Annotated in this window: 29 protein-coding genes and 1 riboswitch; of the genes, 20 read left to right on the top strand and 9 right to left on the bottom strand. The window is 64.1% G+C overall.

The features are described 5' to 3' along the window. The first annotated feature begins 36 nt into the window (after positions 1-36). From IVB42_RS27190 to IVB42_RS27175, 4 genes are all read left to right on the top strand, one after another. Complete coding sequence (locus IVB42_RS27190) at positions 37-1,086, top strand: ABC transporter substrate-binding protein (protein ID WP_085385377.1); 1,050 nt, start codon at positions 37-39, stop codon at positions 1,084-1,086. Between the two features lie 33 nt (positions 1,087-1,119). After that, positions 1,120-2,382 (top strand): ABC transporter permease, encoded by a 1,263-nt coding sequence (locus IVB42_RS27185; RefSeq protein ID WP_247294943.1) that lies wholly within the window; start codon positions 1,120-1,122, stop codon positions 2,380-2,382. Then, positions 2,379-3,209: an ABC transporter permease gene (locus IVB42_RS27180; RefSeq protein WP_018454162.1), complete on the top strand. Its 831-nt coding sequence runs from the start codon at positions 2,379-2,381 to the stop codon at positions 3,207-3,209. Before IVB42_RS27185 ends, IVB42_RS27180 begins: the two co-directional genes overlap by 4 nt. 157 nt (positions 3,210-3,366) lie before the next feature. Next, a complete protein-coding gene (locus IVB42_RS27175) occupies positions 3,367-4,578 on the top strand; it encodes an ABC transporter substrate-binding protein (RefSeq protein ID WP_018454161.1) in 1,212 nt (403 codons plus the stop codon). Positions 4,579-4,679: 101 nt separating this feature from the next. Here IVB42_RS27175 and IVB42_RS27170 read toward each other — a convergent pair whose 3' ends face one another. Together IVB42_RS27170 and IVB42_RS27165 are read right to left on the bottom strand one after the other, a co-directional pair. Beyond that, a complete protein-coding gene (locus IVB42_RS27170; protein ID WP_018454160.1) occupies positions 4,680-5,225 on the bottom strand; it encodes a PRC-barrel domain-containing protein in 546 nt (181 codons plus the stop codon). Positions 5,226-5,597: 372 nt separating this feature from the next. After that, the gene (locus tag IVB42_RS27165) at positions 5,598-5,813 is read right to left on the bottom strand and encodes a hypothetical protein (RefSeq protein ID WP_018454159.1); all 216 of its coding nucleotides are present in this window, start codon (positions 5,811-5,813) and stop codon (positions 5,598-5,600) included. Positions 5,814-6,048: 235 nt separating this feature from the next. Between IVB42_RS27165 and IVB42_RS27160 the strand changes: the two genes are divergently transcribed. The 8 genes from IVB42_RS27160 (at position 6,049) to IVB42_RS27125 (ending at position 12,881) form a co-directional block, all read left to right on the top strand. Continuing rightward, positions 6,049-6,597 carry a lytic transglycosylase domain-containing protein gene (locus tag IVB42_RS27160; protein WP_247294945.1) on the top strand — a complete coding sequence of 183 codons (549 nt, stop codon included), beginning with the start codon at positions 6,049-6,051 and terminating at the stop codon, positions 6,595-6,597. Between the two features lie 53 nt (positions 6,598-6,650). Further along, a riboswitch (TPP riboswitch) is annotated at positions 6,651-6,779 on the top strand. Next, entirely contained in the window at positions 6,767-7,792 is a 1,026-nt protein-coding gene (locus IVB42_RS27155) for an FAD-dependent oxidoreductase (RefSeq protein ID WP_247294948.1), read from the top strand. Its footprint overlaps the riboswitch before it by 13 nt. Beyond that, complete coding sequence (thiS, locus tag IVB42_RS27150; RefSeq protein WP_085349129.1) at positions 7,783-7,980, top strand: sulfur carrier protein ThiS; 198 nt, start codon at positions 7,783-7,785, stop codon at positions 7,978-7,980. The genes IVB42_RS27155 and thiS overlap by 10 nt, the downstream gene beginning before the upstream one ends. A 175-nt stretch (positions 7,981-8,155) precedes the next feature. Next, on the top strand, positions 8,156-8,938 hold the full coding sequence (locus IVB42_RS27145) for a thiazole synthase (protein ID WP_247361152.1): 783 nt from the start codon (positions 8,156-8,158) through the stop codon (positions 8,936-8,938). Beyond that, a complete protein-coding gene (locus tag IVB42_RS27140; RefSeq protein WP_085349131.1) occupies positions 8,925-9,533 on the top strand; it encodes a thiamine phosphate synthase in 609 nt (202 codons plus the stop codon). Before IVB42_RS27145 ends, IVB42_RS27140 begins: the two co-directional genes overlap by 14 nt. A 202-nt stretch (positions 9,534-9,735) precedes the next feature. Next, positions 9,736-11,634 (top strand): phosphomethylpyrimidine synthase ThiC, encoded by a 1,899-nt coding sequence (gene thiC / locus IVB42_RS27135; protein ID WP_247294956.1) that lies wholly within the window; start codon positions 9,736-9,738, stop codon positions 11,632-11,634. 123 nt (positions 11,635-11,757) lie between these two features. Then, complete coding sequence (locus IVB42_RS27130) at positions 11,758-12,066, top strand: hypothetical protein (protein ID WP_247294958.1); 309 nt, start codon at positions 11,758-11,760, stop codon at positions 12,064-12,066. A gap of 296 nt (positions 12,067-12,362) precedes the next feature. Beyond that, positions 12,363-12,881 (top strand): mismatch-specific DNA-glycosylase, encoded by a 519-nt coding sequence (locus tag IVB42_RS27125; RefSeq protein WP_247471363.1) that lies wholly within the window; start codon positions 12,363-12,365, stop codon positions 12,879-12,881. Positions 12,882-13,045: 164 nt separating this feature from the next. On the opposite strand, the gene IVB42_RS27120 is transcribed toward IVB42_RS27125, so the two are convergent. Beyond that, a complete protein-coding gene (locus IVB42_RS27120) occupies positions 13,046-13,483 on the bottom strand; it encodes a VOC family protein (RefSeq protein WP_085349134.1) in 438 nt (145 codons plus the stop codon). 266 nt (positions 13,484-13,749) lie between these two features. On the opposite strand from IVB42_RS27120, the gene IVB42_RS27115 reads away from it, so the two are divergent. After that, complete coding sequence (locus tag IVB42_RS27115; protein WP_247294961.1) at positions 13,750-14,403, top strand: glutathione S-transferase family protein; 654 nt, start codon at positions 13,750-13,752, stop codon at positions 14,401-14,403. On the opposite strand, the gene IVB42_RS27110 is transcribed toward IVB42_RS27115, so the two are convergent. Continuing rightward, the gene (locus IVB42_RS27110) at positions 14,400-15,128 is read right to left on the bottom strand and encodes an SDR family oxidoreductase (protein WP_085351856.1); all 729 of its coding nucleotides are present in this window, start codon (positions 15,126-15,128) and stop codon (positions 14,400-14,402) included. The genes IVB42_RS27115 and IVB42_RS27110 overlap by 4 nt on opposite strands. Before the next feature lie 117 nt (positions 15,129-15,245). Then, positions 15,246-15,680, bottom strand: a complete 435-nt coding sequence (locus tag IVB42_RS27105) for a hypothetical protein (RefSeq protein WP_018454147.1) — start codon at positions 15,678-15,680, stop codon at positions 15,246-15,248. Between the two features lie 448 nt (positions 15,681-16,128). Here IVB42_RS27105 and IVB42_RS27100 point away from each other — a divergent pair, with 448 nt between their 5' ends. Together IVB42_RS27100 and IVB42_RS27095 are read left to right on the top strand one after the other, a co-directional pair. Further along, positions 16,129-16,515, top strand: coding sequence for a RidA family protein (locus IVB42_RS27100; RefSeq protein ID WP_247294963.1), 387 nt, complete (start codon positions 16,129-16,131; stop codon positions 16,513-16,515). 151 nt (positions 16,516-16,666) lie between these two features. Continuing rightward, complete coding sequence (locus IVB42_RS27095; RefSeq protein WP_007613673.1) at positions 16,667-16,927, top strand: hypothetical protein; 261 nt, start codon at positions 16,667-16,669, stop codon at positions 16,925-16,927. Positions 16,928-17,156: 229 nt separating this feature from the next. On the opposite strand, the gene IVB42_RS27090 is transcribed toward IVB42_RS27095, so the two are convergent. Both IVB42_RS27090 and IVB42_RS27085 read right to left on the bottom strand, forming a co-directional pair. Continuing rightward, on the bottom strand, positions 17,157-17,699 hold the full coding sequence (locus IVB42_RS27090) for a transposase (RefSeq protein WP_085351857.1): 543 nt from the start codon (positions 17,697-17,699) through the stop codon (positions 17,157-17,159). Positions 17,700-17,760: 61 nt separating this feature from the next. After that, the gene (locus IVB42_RS27085) at positions 17,761-18,246 is read right to left on the bottom strand and encodes a molecular chaperone DnaJ (protein WP_018454143.1); all 486 of its coding nucleotides are present in this window, start codon (positions 18,244-18,246) and stop codon (positions 17,761-17,763) included. Between the two features lie 111 nt (positions 18,247-18,357). Between IVB42_RS27085 and IVB42_RS27080 the strand changes: the two genes are divergently transcribed. The 3 genes from IVB42_RS27080 (at position 18,358) to IVB42_RS27070 (ending at position 20,220) form a co-directional block, all read left to right on the top strand. Then, positions 18,358-19,125 carry an SDR family oxidoreductase gene (locus IVB42_RS27080; protein WP_247294965.1) on the top strand — a complete coding sequence of 256 codons (768 nt, stop codon included), beginning with the start codon at positions 18,358-18,360 and terminating at the stop codon, positions 19,123-19,125. Between the two features lie 217 nt (positions 19,126-19,342). Further along, entirely contained in the window at positions 19,343-19,591 is a 249-nt protein-coding gene (locus tag IVB42_RS27075; protein ID WP_018454141.1) for a helix-turn-helix domain-containing protein, read from the top strand. A 113-nt stretch (positions 19,592-19,704) separates the two neighbouring features. Further along, positions 19,705-20,220, top strand: a complete 516-nt coding sequence (locus IVB42_RS27070; RefSeq protein ID WP_247294967.1) for a collagen-like protein — start codon at positions 19,705-19,707, stop codon at positions 20,218-20,220. Between the two features lie 9 nt (positions 20,221-20,229). On the opposite strand, the gene IVB42_RS27065 is transcribed toward IVB42_RS27070, so the two are convergent. Both IVB42_RS27065 and IVB42_RS27060 read right to left on the bottom strand, forming a co-directional pair. Further along, positions 20,230-20,445 (bottom strand): hypothetical protein, encoded by a 216-nt coding sequence (locus tag IVB42_RS27065; RefSeq protein ID WP_018454140.1) that lies wholly within the window; start codon positions 20,443-20,445, stop codon positions 20,230-20,232. 96 nt (positions 20,446-20,541) lie between these two features. Further along, entirely contained in the window at positions 20,542-20,808 is a 267-nt protein-coding gene (locus IVB42_RS27060) for a DUF2277 domain-containing protein (RefSeq protein ID WP_018454139.1), read from the bottom strand. A gap of 125 nt (positions 20,809-20,933) precedes the next feature. On the opposite strand from IVB42_RS27060, the gene IVB42_RS27055 reads away from it, so the two are divergent. Beyond that, on the top strand, positions 20,934-22,025 hold the full coding sequence (locus IVB42_RS27055; protein WP_247294969.1) for an alpha/beta fold hydrolase: 1,092 nt from the start codon (positions 20,934-20,936) through the stop codon (positions 22,023-22,025). Between the two features lie 145 nt (positions 22,026-22,170). Further along, the gene (locus IVB42_RS27050; protein WP_085351861.1) at positions 22,171-22,515 is read left to right on the top strand and encodes a hypothetical protein; all 345 of its coding nucleotides are present in this window, start codon (positions 22,171-22,173) and stop codon (positions 22,513-22,515) included. Positions 22,516-22,544: the final 29 nt, after the last annotated feature.

The following is a 22,544-nucleotide window of genomic DNA, read 5'->3' as shown; positions in this document are numbered from 1 at the left end:
CAACGCAAGTCACGTGAAGAAGAAGGAACAAAGACCATGCTGAAGCGCAAGATTATTCTGGGTTTGGCCGCGGCATTCACCGCCAGCGCGACGCTGGCCACGGTCGCGCAGGCGCGTGACCTCACCGTTGTGTCGTGGGGCGGCGCCTATCAGGATGCCCAGAAGAAGGTCTATTTCGAGCCGTTCAAGAAAGCGACCGGTGTTCCCTTGAATGACGAGTCCTGGGACGGCGGCGTCGGCGTGTTGCGCGCCAAGGTGCAGGGTGGTGCCGCCACCTGGGACGTCGTCCAGGTCGAGAGCGACGAGCTGGCGGTTGGCTGCGAGGAAGGCCTGTTCGAAAAGCTCGACTATTCGAAGATCGGCGGCGAGGCCGCCTATATCCCACCGTCGGTCAATCCTTGCGGCGTCGGCGCCATCCTCTACGATTTCGTTCTCGGCTACGACAAGGACAAGCTCAAGGAGGCCCCGAAGGGCTGGGCCGACTTCTTCGACACCAAGAAGATCCCGGGCAAGCGTGCCCTGCGTCAGGGGCCGAAGACCACGCTGGAGATCGCCCTCATGGCCGACGGCGTCGCGCCAAAGGACGTCTACAAGGTGCTGGCGACCGACGAGGGCGTCGAGCGCGCGTTCAAGAAGCTGGACACCATCAAGGGCGACATCGTCTGGTGGAAGGCCGGCGCTCAGCCGCCGCAATTGCTCGCCTCCGGCGAGGTGGCAATGACCTCGGTCTACAATGGCCGCATCGACACCGCGAACAAGAACGAGAAGAAGAATTTTGGCATGGTCTGGGACGGAGCGCTCTTCACCCTCGACACTTGGGTGATCCTGAAAGGCAGCCCGAACAAGGACGCGGCCTACAAGTTCCTGGACTTCGTCGGCAAGGCTGAGAACCAGTCGAAACTGTCGGAGAACATTGCTTATGGCACCTCGAACAAGGACGCAGCCGCCCTGCTCGCGCCTGCTGTTCTGAAGGACCTGCCGACAGCGCCTGACAACATCAAGAATGCGGTGGAGATCAATGTTGCCTTTTGGCTCGAGAACATCGACCGCCTGACCGAGCGCTTCAACAAATGGGCCGCGAAATAGCGTCCCCACAAAGCTCGACCCAAGGTTAGACCAATGACGGATGCGCTCTTGACCGGCGCCCATGGCCCGACCGAGGTGCCGCTCAAGCGCCGATTGCGGCGGGCGGAGCGAGCACGCCAGGTCAAAGCATTGGCGCTGGTTCTGCCGCTTCTCGTCTTCCTGCTCTTCACCTTCGCTGGGCCCATCGCCGGCATGCTGTGGCGTGCCGTCGATGACCGCGAGGTGCGTCTGGTTCTGCCTCAGACCATCGCGGCTCTCGCCAGTTGGGACGGCAGGGATCTGCCGGACGAAAAGGCCTACGCGGCGCTGGCGGGCGACATCATGGCGGCGCGCGATTCCGGCACCATTGCGATTGCGGCCAAGCGGCTCAACTACGCACTGAACGGCTTCCGCACGATCCTGACCAGCACCGCACGCAATCTGAAGACTGCGCCCGAGCCCGGCACGGCGAGGGAGACGCTGGGCAAGATCAACCCGGCCTGGCGCGAACGCGCCACCTGGACCACGATCAAGGACGCCAGTGGCCCCGTGACCGGCTTCTATCTTTTGTCGGCGCTCGATCTGACGCGGAACGTGGACGGCGCGATTGTCGCAGCTCCGCCCGATCAGGCCATCTACCGCGACGTTTTCGTCCGCACCTTCCTCATCAGCCTCAGTGTCACGGTGCTGTGCCTGATCCTTGGCTTCCCGGTCGCCTACCTGCTGGCGGCGCTGCCGCCCGGCCGGTCGAATTTGCTGATGATCTTCGTCCTGCTGCCGTTCTGGACGTCGCTTCTGGTCCGCACCTGCGCCTGGATCGTTCTGTTGCAGGGCAAAGGCGTCGTGAACGACAGCCTGCTCTGGCTTGGCATCATCGACGAGCCATTGCGCCTGATCTACAACCGCTTTGGTGTCTGCGTGGCCATGACCCACGTTCTCCTGCCGTTCATGATCCTGCCGCTGTACAGCAGCATGAAGGCGATCTCGCCTGCTTACATGCGTGCCGCCGCCTCGCTCGGCGCGCCGCCGCTCACCGCCTTCCTGCGGATCTACCTGCCTCAGACGCTGCCCGGCATCGGCGCGGGAAGCCTGCTCGTCTTCATCCTGGCGCTCGGCTATTACATCACGCCAGCACTCGTCGGGGGCGCCGCCGATCAGATGATCAGCTACTTCATCGCGCTCTACACGACCGAGACGGCCAATTGGGGCCTTGCTTCGGCACTGGGTGCGGTGCTGCTGCTCGCCACTATTCTGCTCGCGCTCGTCTACGGAAAGCTGGTGCAGGGACAGCAGGTCACGGGAGGGATGAAGAATTGAGCGACAATTCCTCCATCCGCACGCCGAGCCAGCGCATTGCGTGGACCGCGACCATCGTGATCTCCACGCTGGTGTTCATCTTCCTGATTGCGCCGATCCTTGCGATCATGCCGCTGTCGTTCAGCTCGGGCTCGTACCTCACCTATCCGCTGCCGGGCCTCTCGCTGCGCTGGTACGACGACTTCATCAATTCGCCGCGCTGGATGAATTCGCTGAAGAACAGCATGATCATCGGTGTCGCCTCGACCCTGCTGTCGATGGTGCTCGGCACGCTGGCGGCGTTAGGGCTGGCGCAGTGGAAGAGCCGGTTCAAGCCGCTCGTGCTGGCCTTCGTGCTGTCGCCGGTCGTCGTGCCCGGGGTCATCACCGCGGTCGGTCTCTATTTCTTCTTCGCGCCGATCGGATTGACCGGCAGCTATCTCGGCTTGATCCTGGCCCACACCGCGCTGGCGACGCCCTTCGTCGTCATCACGGTCGGCGCGACGCTGCAGAGCTTCGACACCAATCTGGCCCGCGCTGCCGCCTCGCTCGGTGCCTCGCCGCTTGACGCCTTCCGCCGCGTGATCCTGCCGCTGATCCTGCCCGGCGTGGCATCGGGGGCCCTGTTCGCCTTCGCGACCAGCTTCGATGAGGTGGTGATCGTGCTGTTCATGGCAGGTCCCGAGCAGCGCACCCTGCCGCGCGAGATGTTCAGCGGCATCCGCGAGAACATCAGCCCGACCATCACGGCGGCAGCGGTGATCCTGACGACGGTCTCGGTCATCCTGCTCGCCACCCTGGAAGGCCTGCGCCGGCGCAACGAACGGCTCAAGGGCAGCAGCGCGTGAGCTTCTTCCTTCTCCCGGGGAGAGGGTGAAAACACTGCCGCGCCCTGCTTATTTCTCAACCCTCCTCGCGCATTCTCGGGCTTTGCTCCGGGGACAGATTGTCGTTAGAACGGTCCCCGCAACAAAACCCAAACAACAACGCTGAGGGAGAAACAAAATGCAAAAGCTCATCGCCGCGATCGCGGCCGGTCTCGCGCTCGCCGCCACGTCAGGCGCCGCCCAGGCGCAGATTTCCGACGACGTCGTCAAGATCGGCGTGCTCACGGACATGTCGAGCCTCTATGCGGACGCGACCGGCAAGGGCTCGCTCGCCGCCGTGGAGATGGCGGTCGCCGATTACGGTGCCAAAGTCGCGGGCAAGCCCGTGCAGGTGGTCTCCGCCGATCACCAGAACAAGCCCGACGTCGGCGTCAACATCGCCCGCAACTGGTACGACAACGACAAGGTCGACGCGATCTTCGACGTGCCGACCTCGTCGGTGGCGCTGCCGATCTCGGCGTTGACGCGCGAGAAGAACAAGATCCACATCAATTCCGGCGGCGGCTCATCCGATATCACGGGCGTCGCCTGCTCGCCCAACACGGTGCACTGGACCTACGACACCTATGCGCTGTCGAACGTCGCCGGCAAGGCGATGGTCAAGCGCGGCGAGGACACCTGGTTCTTCGTCACCGCCGACTACGCCTTCGGCATGGCGCTGCAGCGCGACGCCGCCAACGTCGTCAAGGAGAGCGGCGGCAAGGTGCTCGGCGAGGTCCGCCATCCGCTCAACTCGTCGGACTTCTCCTCCTTCCTGCTCCAGGCCCAGGCCTCCAAGGCCAAGGTGGTCGCACTGGCCAATGCCGGCGGCGACACCACCAATGCGCTGAAACAGGCGGCCGAGTTCGGCCTGACGGAGGGCGGCCAGAAGATGATCGCCTTGCTCATGGAGATCACCGACGTTCATTCGCTCGGCATCAAGTCGACGCAAGGCCTGATCATCACCGACGCGTTCTACTGGGACACCAACGAGGAGACGCGCGCCTTCTCCAAGCGCTTCAACGAGAAGGTCGGTCACATGCCGACCATGATCCAGGCGGGGCTCTATTCCGCGACCATGCATTACCTGAAGGCGATCGACGCCATCAAGACCGACGAGGCACCGAAGGTGATGGAGCAGATGCGCAAGACACCGGTCAACGACTTCTTCGCCAAGAACGGCAAGATCCGCATCGACGGCCGCATGGTCCACGACATGTATCTGTTCGAGGTCAAGAAGCCCGAGGACTCCAAGGGCGAGTGGGACCTCTACAAGCTGATCGCCACCGTGCCCGGCGACGAGGCCTTCCGTCCGCTCGACAAGGGCGGCTGCCCGCTGGTGACGCACTGAAGTTCTTCTCCCTCTTCCCGCTTGCGGGGAGAGGTTGGGAAGAGCACGACAGCGCGCCCGGCAAAAACCGGGCGCGCTTCGTTTAGCCGTTCAGAGCCGCGTTACTCCGAGTATTTGAACTCGGGCATGTTCTTCAGCTCGTCCTTGCTCGCATTGAACACGGCGTGGTCCGGATACCATTTCGACGCGGACGTGGCCGTCGTTGTCGTCGCGGGCTTGTTGTCGGTGCCGGTCGCGGCACCCGTCGTGGTAGTCGCCGCGGGCCGGTTGGCTGCGCTGTTCGGGTTGTTCCCGGCAGCGCCGGTGTAGGCAACCGCCTCGTTGACGAATTTCAGCTTCTCAAAGGGCACCGCAACCAGATGCTCGCCCAGGCCGAGGAAGCCGCCGACGCCGATCACAGCGATCTTGATGTTACCGCTCTTGTCCATCAGCAGATCGTTGATCGAGCCGATGTTCTCATTGGCGTCGTTATAGACCTTGATGCCGTCCATCTTGGACGTACGCCACTGTCCCGACGCGGTCGTGGTGGTCGTCGTCGCCGCGGCAGCCGGCGCCTTGTCGGTGGTGGCGGTCGGATTTTGCGCGAACGCAACGGTTGCGAGCAGTGCGGTACCGGCAAGACCGGCCGCGATCGATTTCATCAACATATTGTCCTCTCCTTCAGCAGAAAACTTGTGCGGAGAAAACAGCTCGGATCAGTCCCAGTTCCGCGCGTGCTGCAATTTCGTCGCGTGCTGCGCGAGCATCTGGGCTGCGTTCAATTGTTCCTAAGTCACTCAGGAACATTTCGCAGCGCACGATTTCGTGGATAAATTCATGCGGCGCGCGCGATCGCGATCGCCCACGGCGGCGAGCTGTCGCTGCACGACCCGGAGCCGCATGGGCCGATCGTGCGGATGCAATTGCCGGTACGGCAGCAGCCGCAGCTTGCGGCTTAAGCCATGATCCGGACCCGAAGGGTCGCGCCAGCGCAAAGTGTGCAGCGGTTTTCCGAAAAGATCAGGCCCGAAGACTAAACCTCAGGCCGCAAGCGGCGGGTGCGCGACGGCTCCCTCATCAAAAATCGCAACCGCCTCGAAGCGATAATTGCAAGCACGGCATGTCCAAAGATAGGAGATGCGTCCGTCGCCCGCCTCGATCCAATCAGGTTGGGGGATCGGCGCGCCGCATTGCGCACAGGGATTTTGCCTGGGAATGTCGCCGATGTGTGCCTTCACCACGTTTGCTTTTGTCATGGCACCTCTCCCGATTTGCGCCGCTCTCTTACTCGCTTTCGGGCCCGCACGCGAATAGACAGGCCCGCTGTCGCGAATGACGGCTTCGTCTGCATGACAAGCCCTACGCCGGCCTTGCGTCCGAATGACGGCTCTGCGCTGCAAAAACGTAATCGGAGGCGTTTCGCCACATCATCGCCGCGTTCGCGGGGCCTAACGCGAGCGGGCGCAGGTGAGCGGTGCCGAGGAACATTTGATGAAAATTTTACATGTCGCCGCGCTGCTCGCGGCCGGACTGACGTTGCCACAGGCCGCATTCGCGGGCCAAGCGGAGTACGCCGAGATGGTCGCGGCCCATGCCCGCGCCAACGGCGTGCCGGAGGCGCTGGTGCATCGCGTCATCATGCGCGAAAGCCGCTATCAGCCCGGCCTGGTCGGCCATGGCGGCACCATCGGGCTGATGCAGATCAAGCTCGCGACCGCGCGCGGGGTCGGCTACACCGGCGACGCCGCCGGCCTGCGCGATCCCAATACCAACCTCACCTATGCCGTGAAATATCTCGCCGGCGCCTATCACGCCGCCAATGGCGATCACGCCCGCGCCGTGCGTTATTTCGCCGGCGGCTATTACTACGCCGCAAAGCGGCAGCGGCAGGAGGCCGTGCAGGTCGCCAATACGAGCGAGGCCAATATGGGCGCCCCTTGGCTCGAGCCGAACGGCAATCCGCAGCCGATATTCGGCGCCGCGCCGCACAGGAAGCTCGCCCAGCGCGTCCGCAACGCCCGGGCGCAGGCGCCCAGGTAAGCGCGGTTCCCGCCCAAGCGCGTTGACCACCCTGCCCTGCTGGCATACATTAGAGCCGTTCCGAGGGGTGCTCCGAGGAGGAGCTGAGATACCGCTAAATGGGCAAATCCGCCCAGGACCGCGGTGACCCTTTGAACCTGATCCGGGTCATGCCGGCGAAGGGACAGGGATGTTGCAGACGACCAAGCGACCGGATTCCCCGGTATCCATCATCGGCGCAGGCATCGCAGGCGCCTGGCAGGCCTTGCTGTTCGCGCAGGCCGGCCACGCCGTCACCTTGCACGAGCGCGGTGACGCCGACATGACCGATGCCACCAGCCATTGGGCCGGCGGCATGCTCGCGCCCTATTGCGAGGCGGAAGTTTCCGAACCGATCATCTCCAGGCTCGGCCTGCGCTCGCTCGACATCTGGCGGCGCGAGCTGCCCGACACGCCCTTCAACGGCTCGCTGGTCGTCGCCCACCCGCGCGAGCGCAGCGACTTCGAGCGTTTTGCCCGGATGACCGAGGGCCATCGCCGGCTCGATGCCGCCGGCCTTGCCGAGCTCGAGCCCTCGCTCGAAGGCCGCTTCCGCGACGCGCTGTTCTTTCCGACCGAGGGCCATGTCGAGCCGCGCCGCGTGCTCCCGAAACTGCACGAGCGCATCCGCGCCGCCGGCGGCACCATCAAGTTCGAAAGCGACGTCGCCGCGGCCGAACTCGCAAAACTTGATCCTGAAGGCATCGTGATCGACTGCCGCGGCCTTGCTGCGCGCGACGAGCAGCCCGGCTTGCGCGGCGTCAAGGGCGAGATGATCCTGATCGAGACCAGCGAGGTGCAGCTTGCGCGGCCGGTGCGGCTGATCCATCCGCGCTGGCCGCTCTATGTGATCCCGCGCGAGGACAATCTGTTCATGCTCGGCGCGACCTCGATCGAGGCCGAGGACACCGGCGTCAGCGTCCGCTCGGCGCTGGAGCTGTTGGGCGCGGCCTATGCCGTGCATCCCGCCTTCGGCGAGGCCCGCATCGTCGAATTCGGCTCCGGCCTGCGCCCCGCTTTTCCCGACAATCTGCCGCGCATCGGCATTCGCGGCAACACGATCAGCGTGAACGGCCTCTACCGTCACGGCTTCCTGATCGCCCCGGCGCTGGCCGAGCTGACGCTTGGCTTTGTCGAGCGCGGCCAGATCGACAATGAGGTGATGCAATGCGCGTGATCGTGAACGGCGAGCAGCGCGAGGTGAATTCGGCCAGCGTCGACGCGCTGCTCAGCGAGCTCGACTACGAGGGCACCCATTTCGCGATCGCGCTCAACTACGACGTCGTGCCGAAGAGCCGCTGGGCCGAGACGGCGCTGAAGCCCGGCGACGAGATCGAGATCATCACGCCGCGGCAGGGAGGGTGATGATGATGGCGCGCTCGCCGAACACTCAGCTGTCATCGCCCGGCTTGACCGGGCGATCCAGTACGCCGCGGCGTCTCGGTTCTAACCGCACCGCCTCTGGAATACTGGATCCCCGCCCCCCGTGCGCAATTTGCGCACTAGGCGGGGATGACAGTGTCATTTGGAGAGACACCCCATGGTGACCTTCTACGGCAAAACCTTCCCCTCCCGCCTCCTGATCGGCAGCGCGCTCTATCCCTCGCCTGCGATCATGCAGTCGGCGATCCGCGCCTCGGGCTCGAACATCGTCACGGTGTCGCTGCGGCGCGAATCCGCCGGCGGCAAGACCGGCGATGCGTTCTGGAATCTGATCCGCGAGCTCGACGTCACGGTGCTGCCGAACACCGCCGGCTGCCGCAGCGTGCGCGAGGCGGTGACGACGGCCAAGCTCGCGCGCGAATTGTTCGGCACATCCTGGATCAAGCTCGAAGTCATCGCCGACAACGACACGCTGCAGCCCGACGTGGTCGGCCTGGTCGAAGCCGCGACCATCCTGATCAAGGACGGTTTTGAGGTGTTCCCCTATTGCACCGAGGATCTCTCGATCGCGAACCGCCTGGTCGATGCCGGCTGCAAGGTGGTGATGCCGTGGGCGGCGCCGATCGGCAGCGCAAAAGGCATCACCAACCGTGACGCGCTCAAGCTGATGCGCGAGCGGCTGCCCGATATCACGCTGGTGGTCGACGCCGGCATCGGCGCGCCGTCGCATGCGGCCGCGGCGCTCGAACTCGGCTACGACGCCGTGCTGCTCAACACCGCCATCGCCAAGGCCGCCGATCCCGTCGCGATGGCCAACGCCTTCCGCCTCGGCGTCGAGGCCGGCCGCACCGCTTTTGAGGCCGGGCTGATGAACGCCCGCGATTTCGCCTCCCCTTCCACCCCTGTCGTTGGGACACCGTTCTGGCATGCCGTATCCTGATCGCTTTTATCCCGTCGTCGACAGCCTCGCCTGGGTCGAGCGCCTGACCAAGCTCGGCGTCGGCACCATCCAGCTGCGCGCAAAGGACCTCGACGACTCGCAATCGCTGCAGATGGTCACCGACGCGCTGGCGATCACCGCGGGCACGCAAGCCAAGCTCGTCGTCAACGACTATTGGCGCGCGGCGATCGTCGCCGGCGCAAAATATCTGCATCTCGGCCAGGAGGACCTTGCCGACGCCGACCTCGCTGCCATCCGCGAGGCCGGCTTGTCGCTCGGCGTCTCCACCCACGACGATGCGGAGCTGGACACCGCGCTTGCCGCCGAGCCCGACTATGTCGCGCTGGGCCCGATCTTCTTCACCACGCTCAAATCGATGCGTTTCGAACCGCAGGGCATTCCGAAGATCACGGAATGGAAGAAGCGCGTAGGCCACATCCCGCTGGTCGCGATCGGCGGCATCAAGTTCGAGCACGCCGCGGAGATCTTTGCCGCGGGCGCGGATTCCATCGCCGTCGTCAGCGACGTCACCCAGAATGCCGACCCGGATGCGCGGGTGCGGCAATGGCTCGGCCTGTCCGCGGAGGCGGCGTGATGCGCCTCACTCTCTCACCCCGCACGCCACTGTCATCGCCCGGCTCGACCGGGCGATCCAGTACGCCGCGGCTTCTCGGCTTGAGCCGCACCGTCTCGGAGTACTGGATCCCCGCTCCCGTGCGCAATTGCGCACTAGGCGGGGATGACAGCCGAATTTGCCTCTCGCATAGCGACATCAACGAATTAAACCGGAGGATCCCATGAACATCCGCTCCAATCCCGACAAGACCGTCCCCGCCGTCACCACCGGCCCGCTGCCCTCGTCGCGAAAAATCTTCGCCTCGCCCGATGCCGCGCCCGACCTGCGCGTGCCGCTGCGCGAGATCATCCTGTCCGAAGGCGCCGGCGAACCGAACCTGCCGGTGTACGACACCTCCGGCCCCTACACCGACCCTAGCGTGACCATCGACGTCAACGCCGGTCTGGCGCGCGGCCGCAAGGCCTGGGTGCTGGAGCGCGGCGGCGTCGAGGAATATCAGGGCCGGCAGATCAAGCCGGAGGACAATGGCAGCGTCTCCACCGACAAGGCCGCGCGCGCCTTCTCGGCCTATCACCAGCCGCTGCGCGGCCGCGACGGCCACAAGATTACGCAGCTCGAATTCGCCCGTGCCGGCATCATCACCAAGGAGATGATCTACGTCGCGGCACGCGAAAATCTCGGCCGCAAGGAGCAGCTCGAGCGTGCGGAAGCAGCCCTTGCCGACGGCGAAAGCTTTGGCGCGGAAGTGCCCGCCTTCATCACCCCGGAGTTCGTCCGCAGCGAGATCGCGCGGGGACGTGCCATCATCCCCTGCAACATCAACCACGCCGAACTCGAGCCAATGATCATCGGCCGCAACTTCCTGACCAAGATCAACGCCAATATCGGCAACTCGGCGGTGACGTCATCGGTCGAGGAAGAGGTTGAGAAGATGGTGTGGGCGATCCGCTGGGGCGCCGATACCGTGATGGACCTCTCGACCGGGCGCAACATCCACACCACCCGCGAATGGATTTTGCGCAACGCGCCGGTGCCGATCGGCACCGTTCCGATCTATCAGGCGCTGGAGAAGTGCGACGGCGATCCGGTCAAGCTGACCTGGGAGCTCTACAAGGACACGCTGATCGAGCAGTGCGAGCAGGGCGTCGACTATTTCACCATCCACGCCGGCGTGCGCCTGCAATACATCCACCTCACCGCCAACCGCGTCACCGGCATCGTGTCGCGCGGCGGCTCGATCATGGCCAAGTGGTGCCTGGCGCATCACAAGGAAAGCTTCCTCTACACCCATTTCGACGAGATCTGCGATCTCATGCGCAAGTATGACGTCTCGTTCTCGCTCGGCGACGGCCTGCGTCCGGGCTCGATCGCCGATGCCAACGATCGCGCGCAATTCGCCGAATTGGAGACGCTCGGAGAACTCACCAAGATCGCGTGGGACAAGGGCTGCCAGGTCATGATCGAAGGCCCCGGCCACGTGCCGATGCACAAGATCAAGATCAACATGGACAAGCAGCTCAAGGAATGCGGCGAAGCGCCGTTCTACACCCTCGGGCCCCTGACCACCGACATCGCGCCGGGCTACGACCACATCACCTCGGGCATCGGCGCCGCCATGATCGGCTGGTTCGGCTGCGCCATGCTCTGCTACGTCACGCCGAAGGAGCATCTCGGCCTGCCCGATCGCAACGACGTCAAGGTCGGCGTCATCACCTACAAGATCGCCGCCCACGCCTCCGATCTCGCCAAGGGTCACCCGGCAGCCCAGCTGCGCGACGACGCGCTCTCCCGCGCCCGTTTCGACTTCCGCTGGAGCGACCAGTTCAACCTCGGCCTCGACCCCGAGACCGCCAAGAACTTCCACGACGAGACCCTGCCGAAGGAAGCCCACAAGGTCGCGCATTTCTGCTCGATGTGCGGCCCAAAATTCTGCTCGATGAAGATCACGCAGGACGTCCGCGACTACGCCGCGACGCTGAACGACCCGAACGGCGTGGGCATGTCGATGAGCGGCACCGCCGAGGACGGCATGGCTAAGATGAGCGCGAAGTTCAAGGAGATGGGCGAGAACTTGTATCTGGATGCGGAGAAGGTGAAGGAGAGCAATCGGGTGTTGTGAGCGGGCCCGTGCGAACTTTGGGGGCGACGATCGTCGCCCCCAAAGTTGGAAACGCAATGCGAACGGCCCATGCGGTCTGAAATACTACCAGGACTACCACCGTACGGACCTCCGGCCATCTCTTTGACCGGACACGGTGAGCGCGAATTTCGGGAAGGTTTGGTTGTCCGCTTCTATCCCAAGGGTTCCGATCCATGGATCGGCAATTTCGTGGGAGGCATCTTCGATTGCACCACTGTGCTCGATCATCCCAACGGAAGGGACGTGATCGTTGTCGCGTGTGGCGATACTTGCATTATCGATCCGGAACACCACGCCATTCGAGATCGCATTGCAAGTGACACCGGACAAGTGATTGCGGTACCGGCTCTTGGACTGGTGGTTTTCCAAGGGTTGGTCGATTTTAGCGCGGTTCGGTCAGATGACCTGTGATGGATTAGTCCGCGGATTTCGTGGGATAGCTTCCGCAGTATCAATGTCCACGAAACCAAACTTACCGGCGAAGCATGGTCTGCAATTGGAGACTCTTGGGTATCATTCAGCCTCGATCTTTTGACAGACCACTGCACCGACGGAGTTTATGAGTTAGATGCGGCTCGGGCGGTGCGTGTGACGCGCAAATCGGACTAGCGCGGGCAAGCGTAGCCCGGATGAGCGCAGCGACATCCGGGTCTTTGCCGCCCCGCATATCACTCCGTTCATGCGGGCTACAGCCGCGGATAATTGACGTGCCGGATACATCCCCTCACCGCCTCCCCGACCAGCTCCTTCCCAACCTCCGTCTCGTCTTCGTCGGCACCGCCGCCTCGACGCGGTCGGCCGAGCTCGGGCACTATTACGCCCATCCCGGAAACCGCTTCTGGCGCGCGATTCATGAGGCCGGGATCACGCCGCGGCGCTATCAGCCGGGCCAGTTCGCAAGCTTGCTCGATCTCGGGATCGGCTTCACCGATCTTTCCAAATCGGGCGCCGGGATGGATCACCAGATCGCGGCGGAGACGATCGACGTGCCGGGGTTCAGGGCCAAGATCGAAAAGTATCAGCCAAGGACAATTGCGTTCACGAGCAAGAAGGCGGCGAGCTTGTTTTATGGCAGGCCGTCAAGCGGGATTGCGCTGGGGCGGCAGCTGCGGGATGAGAGTCTGCCCGAGATGTCCGTGCTGCCCTCGCCGTCCGGCGCGGCGTCCGGGCATTGGACGCTGGAGCCGTGGCGCGAGCTTGCGGCGTGGATCGCTGCAACGGAATAGTCGAGAGTGTCCCCGCTTTGGCCTGCTCGCGTGTCCCGGGCAAGCGAAGCGCAGACCCGGGACCCAGAAGCTCCGGCACGGATGCGGCATGGGCCCCGGCTCTGCAGCGCACCACGCCGCGAAGAGCGGCGCGATGCGCTGCGTCCGGGGCACGGGCACCTGCCTCACCCAGCATACGCCCTATCCAAATCCGCAATCACGATCTTTCTCATCTGCATCATCGCCTGCATGACGCGGTTCGCCTTGCTGCGGTCGGGGTCGCCGAGGTAGCGGCCGAGCGCTGATGGGATCACCTGCCAGGACAGCCCGAACCTGTCCTTGAGCCAGCCGCAGCGGGATTCTTCGCCGCCGTCGGCGGTGAGCCTGTCCCAGAAATAATCGACTTCCGCTTGCGTCTCCACGCTGATGAAGAACGACACCGCTTCGTTGAACTTGTATTGCGGGCCCCCGTTGAGCGCGTTGAAGCGCTGGCCTTCGAGCTCGAACACCGCCATGAAGTCGCTGACGGTCTCAACCTTGGCGTTGGGAAACACCGATTTGTAGAAGGCGACGGCCGCCGGCACGTTGTTGTCGAACCAGAGAAACGGCGTGATGGAGGTCATGAACGGATATCCTTTCGCCTCGGGCGGGCGCGCGGCGGCGCGCCGATGTTCCAAGGACGTGGCAGGTAGGGACGTTCCGACAGCGGCGGCGGGATTTTCTTGTAGCCCGGATGAGCGACAGCGACATCCGGGGCCGGCAGCTGCCCCGCATATCGCTATCGCTCATGCGGCCTACGGGGTCCACGAAAACGCATTAACCTGTCGGAATCCACTCATTCCATTCGTCCTCCGAACGCAAAACGCGATCAACCCCGGAGCCCCTCCCGATGCCCCCCACCATCACCGCCTTCGAAAGCTCGCCCGACCGCGGCAAGGGGCAAGCCCGCGACATGCGGGTGCGCTGGGCGCTCGAAGAGGTCGGCCAGCCTTACGACGTGCGTCTGGTTTCGTTCCAAGCGATGAAAGAACCCGCGCATCTCGCCCTGCATCCATTCGGGCAGATTCCGACCTACGAGCACGGCGATCTCGCCCTGTTCGAGTCCGGCGCGATCGTGCTCCATATCGCCGAGCGTCACGCCGGGCTGCTGCCGACGGAGCCGCACGCCCGGGCCCGCGCGATCGCCTGGATGTTTGCTGCGCTGAGCACGCTGGAGCCGCCGATCGTCGAGCTCGGGATGGCCATGCTGTTCGAGCGCGACAAGAGCTGGTACGCGGAGCGGCTGCCCATGCTGCAGGATCGCGTCCATGTCAGGCTCGGCGAATTGGCCCGTCGCCTCGGCGATGCCGACTGGCTCGACGGCGCGTTCAGCGCCGGCGACCTCATGATGGTGACAGTGCTGCGCAGGTTGAACGCATCAGGCATGCTGGACGAATATCCAGATATCGCCGTCTATGTGGCTCGCGGCGAAGCGCGGCCCGCGTTCAGGCGGGCGTTCGATGCGCAATTGGCGGTGTTCACCGGGGCACGCTTGGCGCCCTAAAGATCGAAATTGGTCGGCAGCATCACCACGTCGCGGATGGTCATGCCGCGCGGCCGCGTCAGCATGAACATCACGACCTCAGCCACGTCGCCGGCCTCCAGCAGGCTTCCCGAGTCCCTGGCTTCCTTCAGCTTCTCCGGCGGCCAGTCCGCGAGCAAGGCGCTGACGACCGGACCGGGCGAAATCGAGCCGACGCGGATGCCGTGCTTGAAGACCTGGCGCCGCACCGTCTGGACGAAGCAGTTCACCGCCCATTTGGACGACGCATAGACCGGCTCCCATGGCGTGGGAAAATGCGCCGCCAGCGAGCTCGTGACGATGATGTCGCCGGTCCCGCGCGCGATCATGTGCGGCAGCACGTCGTGTACGTTCTTCATCACGACGTTGACATTCAGGTTCAGCATCCGGTCGATCGCCATGGTGTCGGCATCGACCAGATCGCCACCGACATACGTCCCGGCATTCGCATGCAGGATATCGAGCTGGCCGGCCTGCTCCAGAACGCGCGGCAGCACCGTTGCACAGTCTTTTGGGTCCAGCAGATCGATGAGCAGCGGGATCACCGCGTCGCCGTGCTTGTCGCGGAGCGCCTTCAGCGCGGCCTCATCGCGGTCGACCATCACCACGCGCGCGCCGGCGGCCAGCATCGCCTCGGTGCTGGCCAATCCGATGCCCGACGCAGCCCCGGTCACGGCCGCCACCTTGCCGTCCAACTCTCTCGCCATGGGATCCCCATCTTGCCGAGGTCACTGGGATCGTGAGTATAGCGACCCCGGCCGGAATTGTCGGGAAGAGATGGTGGGCGCGGCGCTTGCGCCCCATTTCCCCCTACGACATCGGCCTTACCGCAGCGTGATCGCAAGCCCGCTCAGATCCGCATTCGCCATCAGGCCGACCTGCGTGCCGGACAGCTCGAGCACGGCGCCCTTCTGGTTGGTCAGCACGATCGCACGCGCGCCGCGGCCCACTGCGATGCCCGCACCGGCGGCGCCATAGACGCCGGCGATGTCGGAGGGCCGGTTGATGTTGGAGACGCGGCCGCGCAGCACGGTCTTGGAGCCGCCGAAGACGAGGCCGTAGTCGAGCCCGCCGGTCGAGAGCGAATAGGCGCGGCCGCGGAAGTTCAGCACGCCCGAGCCGCCGGAGCCGCCGATGATCCAGCCCGCCTTGTAGATCGTCAGCACCACGGTGCCGCCGTCGGCCAGAGCCGAGGTCGAGAGGCCGGCAAGCGCGGCAATGCCGACCAGCGCGGCGCGGAGGGTGGATGCGAACTTCATGGGAGTCTCCGGGGGCTATTCTTCAAGGAGGGAAACGAATCGAACGAGCGGAATCTATCCGATGGATCGGGGCGGCAACATGATGGGATGGGCGCGAGTCGCGGTCTGTAGCAACACACCCAACTGTCATCGCCCGGTTCAACCGGGCGATCCAGTATTCCAGAGAGAGCGATAGTGAACCGAAACCGCGGCGTACTGGATGCCCCGGTCGAGCCGGGGCATGACGGCGGAGTTTGGCGCGACAAGACGCTCACCCGCCATCATGCCATTCTGCCCCTGTTTTGCCCGACGGAGCAACGATTATTTTGTTTTTCCCGAAGTGAAAAAGAAAGCTCAATGATTCCTGCTAGATGCCTACTGTGCATGGGGTTGTTTTCGCGTTTTTTGTTGGAGGCGCCCCGAGCTGCCGCTACGCTTGCGCTTCCAGCCCTCCATCCGAGGTGATCCCATGCCGATCCAGCATTTCGCGCCCCCGCCGCACGTCAAGGCGCCGCCGCTGTCCTTTGCCACGCGCGCAGGCGATCTCCTGTTCGTCTCCGGCATTCCCGGCTTCGACGCGAACGGCGCGCTGCCCGACGGCTTCGAGGCGCAGTTCGCCAATGTCGCCATCAACATCAAGCGCGTGCTGGCGGAGGCCGGCGCCGAGATCCGCGATCTCGTCAAGGTCAACGTGCTGCTGACCCGCGCCTCCGACGTCGCCGCCATGAACGCGCTCTATGCCGGCGCCTTCGGCCCGCCGCCCTACCCTGCCCGCACCACCTGCGTGATCCACGCACTGCCCGATCCGAAGATGCTGATCGAGATCGAGGCGGTGGCGTCGCTGGCCAAGAGTTAGACGTGTGATCGTCAGGCGATAGTCAAGGGATAAGGGTCGTCCGAACAGCCGACCAACGGCTGACATATCCGTGAACGGTCGCCGCCCCGCTTGCCAGCCACGCAGATTTGCCGCACCAGTTTTCTCTCACGTTCCCATCAGGAGATATTTCATGCGTCGCGTTCTCGCCCTTTGTGCCGTTGCCGGCATCGCCACCTCCGTGTTCGCCGTGCCGGCCTCTGCGGCAGTCGGCTATTACGTGATCCGCTGGGACAACACCGGCATTTGCCAGGTCTGGAACGAGGACCTCAAGTACAAGCCGTTCCAGTGGGGCGTGTCGACCTACAAGGTCGTCAGCAAGCCGCTCCCGACCTTCACGGCCGCCTCGGAGCTCCAGATCAAGCTGCGCGCGGAGCGCCGCTGCACGCTCTAGGCGTGAGGCGACAGACCGGATTTCAAAGGGCGGATCGCGCAAGCGGACCGCCCTTTTCTTTTGGACGGACCACCGGTTTTTCGGCCGACGTCACGCATTTTCCGCGCACACGCTTTGAACCTGGCCGGTTGGCGGACCCACTCACATCTTGTCCGGGGCGCACCAGCGTCCGACTCCAAGTCTGACGTCCGTAGCCCGGATGAGCGAAGCGATATTCGGGAATTCCCGGTCAGCCTCCCTGGGCTCGCTCACCGAAAGCAATCCCACTTTCGCCGGCATCGCCCGCCCAGTCTTCCGAGAGCAATCCCGCCCGCGCATATCGGTGAAAGGACGAATGCGGCCAATCACAAACGCGCTGGACGTAGCGATGCTTGACGGGGTTGAAGTGAATGTAATCCACGTGGCGGGCGAAATCATCTTCGTCGCGAACCGTGTGCTCCCAGTAGCGTCGTTGCCACAGAGCCAATTCTCCATTGGAGTGGCGGGCTACGTCGATACCCGCATGCAGTAGTGCGCTGCTGAAATGCCCCTCGATCCTTCGCCAACGTCCCGCGAAATCGGCGTCATGCGGCGGGAGGCTCATGACGACATGCAAATGGTCCGGAAGGATCACGATCGCATCGACCTCGAACGGGCGCTCCCTGCGAGCGGCCCGGAAGGCATCACGCAGGGCGCCAACGTTTTCAATCAAAATGGTCGATCTGCGGTCGAAGAGCGCTACAGTGAAAAAGTAGGTGCCGCCGGGAAGAAAATTTCTGCGATACAAAACCATGGGCTAGACCCGTCCCGGATGTCGCTTCGCTCATCCGGGCTACAGGATAGCACATGAGCCCTCACGCGTCCTTGTACGCGCCGGGATGGATCAGGAGGTCGCGCGCGGCGGCGAGGTCGATGAACGCTTCCGCGCTGCCGCCCTGGTCGGGGTGCATGCCCTTGGCGGCGCGGCGATACGCCTGATTGATGTCCTCGCAGGTGAGCTGCACCGCGAGCGGCAGGCCGAGCACCTTGCGGGCACGATCCTCGCTGGACAATTTTTTCGGCGCAGCATTGCGGCGCCCGAAGCGCGGCGCGGTCAGGTCGTGAACGACATCGAGCACCACGCCGAGACGGCGCCGTGCCGCCAGCGTGACGCTGTGATCGTCATTGTCCACGGCCTGGCGCAGCACAGGAAGCGCCTGCTCGGCGGCCTGACGCAGCATGGTATCGGTGCTCATCCGCGCGATCTCGGCCACCAGCCGTCCGGCCTCGGCCCAATCGGCGCCGTCCACCGACCGCAGGCGTTCGAGTGCGAGTTTCCAGGATTCGAGCCGTTCCATCATGCGCGCAACGTTTAGCAATCAAGATCAGTATGCCAAGGGCGCCGTTTCCGACCCCTTAATTTCGAGTTAGCCTTTCATGAAACTTCGAAAAGAAATCGGGAGGAAATTGTCATGGCATTGCTCGCAAATCATATCGCCGTCATCACGGGCGCCGGTTCGGGCATCGGCCGGGCCATCGCGGCCGGCTACGCCCGCGAGGGCGCGCAGGTGGTGCTGCTCGACGTCAACGCCGACACGGTCGCGGAAGCCGCCGAGGGGATCCGCAAGTCCGGCGGCAAGGCCGAGAGCTTTGCACTCGACGTCACCAGACGCGACGACTGCTTCGCGCTCGCCAGGCAAGTCGCCGACAAGGTCGGGCAGGTCTCGATCCTCGTCAACAATGCCGGCATCACCCGCCGCAACGCCTTCACCGCCGATACCGAGACGGTGGCGAAGGATTGGAATGACATCATCTCGCTCAACCTCAACGGCGTCTTCAACATGACGCAGGCGTTCCTCGCGCCCTTGCGAGCAGCCAAGGGCCGCATCGTCAATATCGGATCGATCCAGTCCTTCGTGCATCTGCGCACGCCGAGCTCGGCGGCCTACACCACCTCGAAACACGGCGTGCTCGGCTTCACCAAGGCGCTCGCGGTCGAGCTCGGCAAGGAGGGCGTGCGCGTCAATGCAATCGGGCCGGGCTTCATCGAGACTAACATCAACGCCAATGTGCGTGCGACCAATCCGGCGCTGGTGCAGGCTTTCGTCGATCACACCCCGCTGGCGCGCACCGGCAAGCCCGAGGACATCGTGGGTCCCGCGATCTTCCTTGCGTCGGACATGTCGGCCTACGTCACGGGAACGATCGTGATGGTGGATGGCGGATACCGGACGGTGTGAGCGGGAGGGATGCCTGCTTTGCGGGGTATGCTCGCAGGAATATGCAATCCGTGCCAATCGCGGCGGCGCGGCGGCATTCCCAAGGTCAATTCGTGCGATCGCCCGCTGTTAACCTTTCGTTAACCAAACCCGCCCACCGTAGATCTACGGCTTGGGGGTCGTTTGTTCTCGATCCGCTTCCAAAGACGGAAGCGGGCGTTGATCGGGGAGTGTGTCGATGACCACTGTTCATGTCGCTGCGTCCGAACCGGGCGCGTATGTCCTTTCACCGAACCAGATCGTTCCGCTGCTGATCGGCGCGACCGTCGACGAGGTCGAGCGTGAGCTCGTGCTGCAGACGCTCGCCCGCTGCGACGGCAATCGCACGCGCGCCTCACGCGTGCTCGGCCTCTCGGTGCGCACGTTGCGCAACAAGATCAGGCTCTATGCCGCCTCCGGCATAGAGGTGCCGGCCTATCACGACTAGCGCGCGATGTGCCGCCGATTGGTGTTGATCATGCCCAGGCGCGAGCCCGGGCGGAATTGCCGCTGTCGTCAAACGCCGCTAATTAGCTTGCTTCTGGTCGAGGGAGCAGCGGCGTGGCAGACGAACAAAAACGGCAGGGACCTCAGGGACCGCGCGGACGGCAGGGCGAACCGGGGCGGCCGGGACCGCAGGGTCATCCGGGCAAGCGCGGGCCGGATGGCGCGCGTGGCAAGCCAGGACCTCAGGGCAAGCCGGGGCCGATCGGGAAGCCCGGACCGCTGGGCAAGCCTGGCCCGCAAGGCAAGCAGGGCGAAGCGGGACCGCGCGGGGCGCCGGGGACACAGGGACCTGTCGGGCCGCAAGGGCCGGCGGGGCCGCAAGGCCCGCGTGGTGAAGCCGGACCTCCGGGCCAACTTCCGTCGATCGAACAGGTGCTGCCGTGGCTCGATCAGCTGCTCGACGCCTGGGACGAACGCCGCCGCCAGCGCGAGCATGAGGCTGCCGAGCGCGAGGCGCTGGAAGCCGCGGTGCAGGAGACCGACGACGCGCCCCTCGATGACGAAGACGAGGACAGCGAAGGCGATCACAGGAAGAAGAAGAAAAAGAAGAAGCACGGCCACAAGGACTGACGGACGAATCTATTTCGTCCCATTCTCGCGTCGCGGCAGCATGCCCATGCGCTCGAACTGCCAGCGCATGGCGCGGTACCAGAGATAGCCGACCGCTGCGCCGCACAAGGCCAGGATCACGACGTTCGCGCTCGAGAACGAGCCGCTCCACCACGTCATCCACGCGGTCCACAGCAACGTGAAAACGATGGCACCTGCTTTCAGCGGAAGAAGGGGGCGGCTCATGGTCGTGCTCCGGGGTGTCAAAAGCCCGGCGAACATCATCGCGCGCTGAGACCGTTGTCACCGTGAGGCAGGTCACGGAACGGACCTTCGAGCCGCCTAACCGAACCGCAGCCGCGAACGTTCCTTGGCCTTTTCCGCTTCGACCTCACGATCACGCGCCGGCGCATGGGTGTGCAGCGACGTCAGGAGTTTTCGCGCAGCCTCCGAGACCTCCGCCACCGCACGATCGAAGGCCGCCTCGTTGGCCTGCGACGGCTTGTTGAAGCCAGACAGTTTTCGAACGAACTGGAGCGCGCTGGCGTGGATCTCATCCTCGGTCGCCTCCGGCTCGAAGTTGAACAGCGTCTTGATGTTGCGGCACATGCAGTCTCTCCTGACCTTTCCCTCAAGGACGACCGGCGAAAACGAAATCCTACATCCTTCCGGACAGTTCTGCTAAGTTCCGCCGCAACGCGGCCGCCGACCAGAGCCGCACGGGGGAAATCGACATGAAAGCTTCTTGCGCGGCGCTGTCAGCCATCCTGTTGTCCGTCTCGTTGGCGGCCATCTCGACATCCGCATGGGCGGCCGATTATCCGACGCCGAAGCAGGGCGCCTGGATCGCCAGGGATTTCAAGTTCCACACCGGCGAGACCATGCCGGAGCTGAAGCTGCACTACACAACCGTGGGTGAGCCGAGCGGCCAGCCGGTCCTGGTGCTGCATGGCACCGGCGGCTCGGGCGCGAGCATGCTGTCATCAGCCTTTGCCGGCGAGCTGTTCGGCGCGGGGCAGCCACTCGATGCCTCCAAATATTACATCATCATCCCCGATAATATCGGTCATGGCAAATCGTCAAAACCGTCCGACGGGATGAAGACGAGCTTCCCGAAATACGACTACAACGACATGGTCGAGGCCCAGTATCGCCTGGTGACGGAAGGGCTCGGGGTCAAGCATCTGCGGCTCGTCATCGGCAATTCGATGGGCGGCATGCACACCTGGTTGTGGGGCGAGAAATATCCGAAGGCGATGGACGCGCTGATCCCGATGGCCTCGCAGCCGACCGAGATGGCATCCCGAAACTGGATGCTGCGGCGGATCATGCTCGACACCATCCGCAGCGACCCCGACTACAACGGCGGGAATTACACCAGCCAGCCGCGCATGATGAAATACGCCATCACCGCCTACGGCATCGCGAGCATCGGTGGAACGCTGGCCTATCAATCGCAGGCGCCGACGGCGGCGAAGGCCGACAAGATCGTCGACGAGCGGCTGGCCATGCCGATCACGGCAGATGCCAACGACTTCGTCTACCAGTGGGAGTCTTCGCATGACTACAATGCCGGCGAGAAGCTGGAGGCCATCGAAGCGCCGCTGCTGCTGATCAATTCAGCCGACGACGAACGCAACCCGCCTGAGACCGGCATCACGGACGCTGCGATGACGCGGGTGAAGAACAGCAAACTGTATCTCATCCCGGCAAGCACCGAGACGCGCGGCCACGGCACCACCGGAAACGCCAAATTCTACAGCGAGCAGGTCCAGCAATTTCTGCAAGCCGCGCCGCAGCAAACGATCGAATCTGCGCGCCGCTGATTTTGCATCGCATCAACGGCCGTCTAGCCCGCATATTATTTGAGCATGCATTACGCTGACGGCTCGGGCTTAATTGCGTCGATGTCCGAATCGACGCGCGGGATAATCGCGCGCCAACGGCACGACACGCGATGAGGAGGATCGCATGCACAGGCTCGCACTGTGCGTTTGGCTGGCCGCACTGACGGGCGCCGCGTTCGCGTTCGACAACGGGCAATATGATCACGTCCCGCCCGACATCCGCGCCTGGTTCAAGAGCGTGATCGCACCGAACGGCGTGCCCTGCTGTGACGTCTCCGACGGCCATCGCACGGAGTACGACGTGCGCAGCGGTGCCTATTGGGTGCCGATCGAGGGACAATGGATGGAGGTGCCCGAGCGCGCCATCATCCGCGACCGCGGCAATCCGGTCGGCCAGGCCGTGGTGTGGTACGTCCGTCACCGCGGCGCCATCATCATCAGTTGCTTCGTGCCGGCGGATGCGGTGTAGCGCGATAGCGCCTCGACGCGGCGCGTGCT

Source organism: Bradyrhizobium sp. 45 (assembly GCF_023073155.1).
GTDB classification, from domain to species: Bacteria; Pseudomonadota; Alphaproteobacteria; order Rhizobiales; family Xanthobacteraceae; genus Bradyrhizobium; species Bradyrhizobium canariense_D.
Note: the sequence above shows the minus strand (reverse complement) of the source record. Positions and strands in the feature narration are given on the sequence as shown.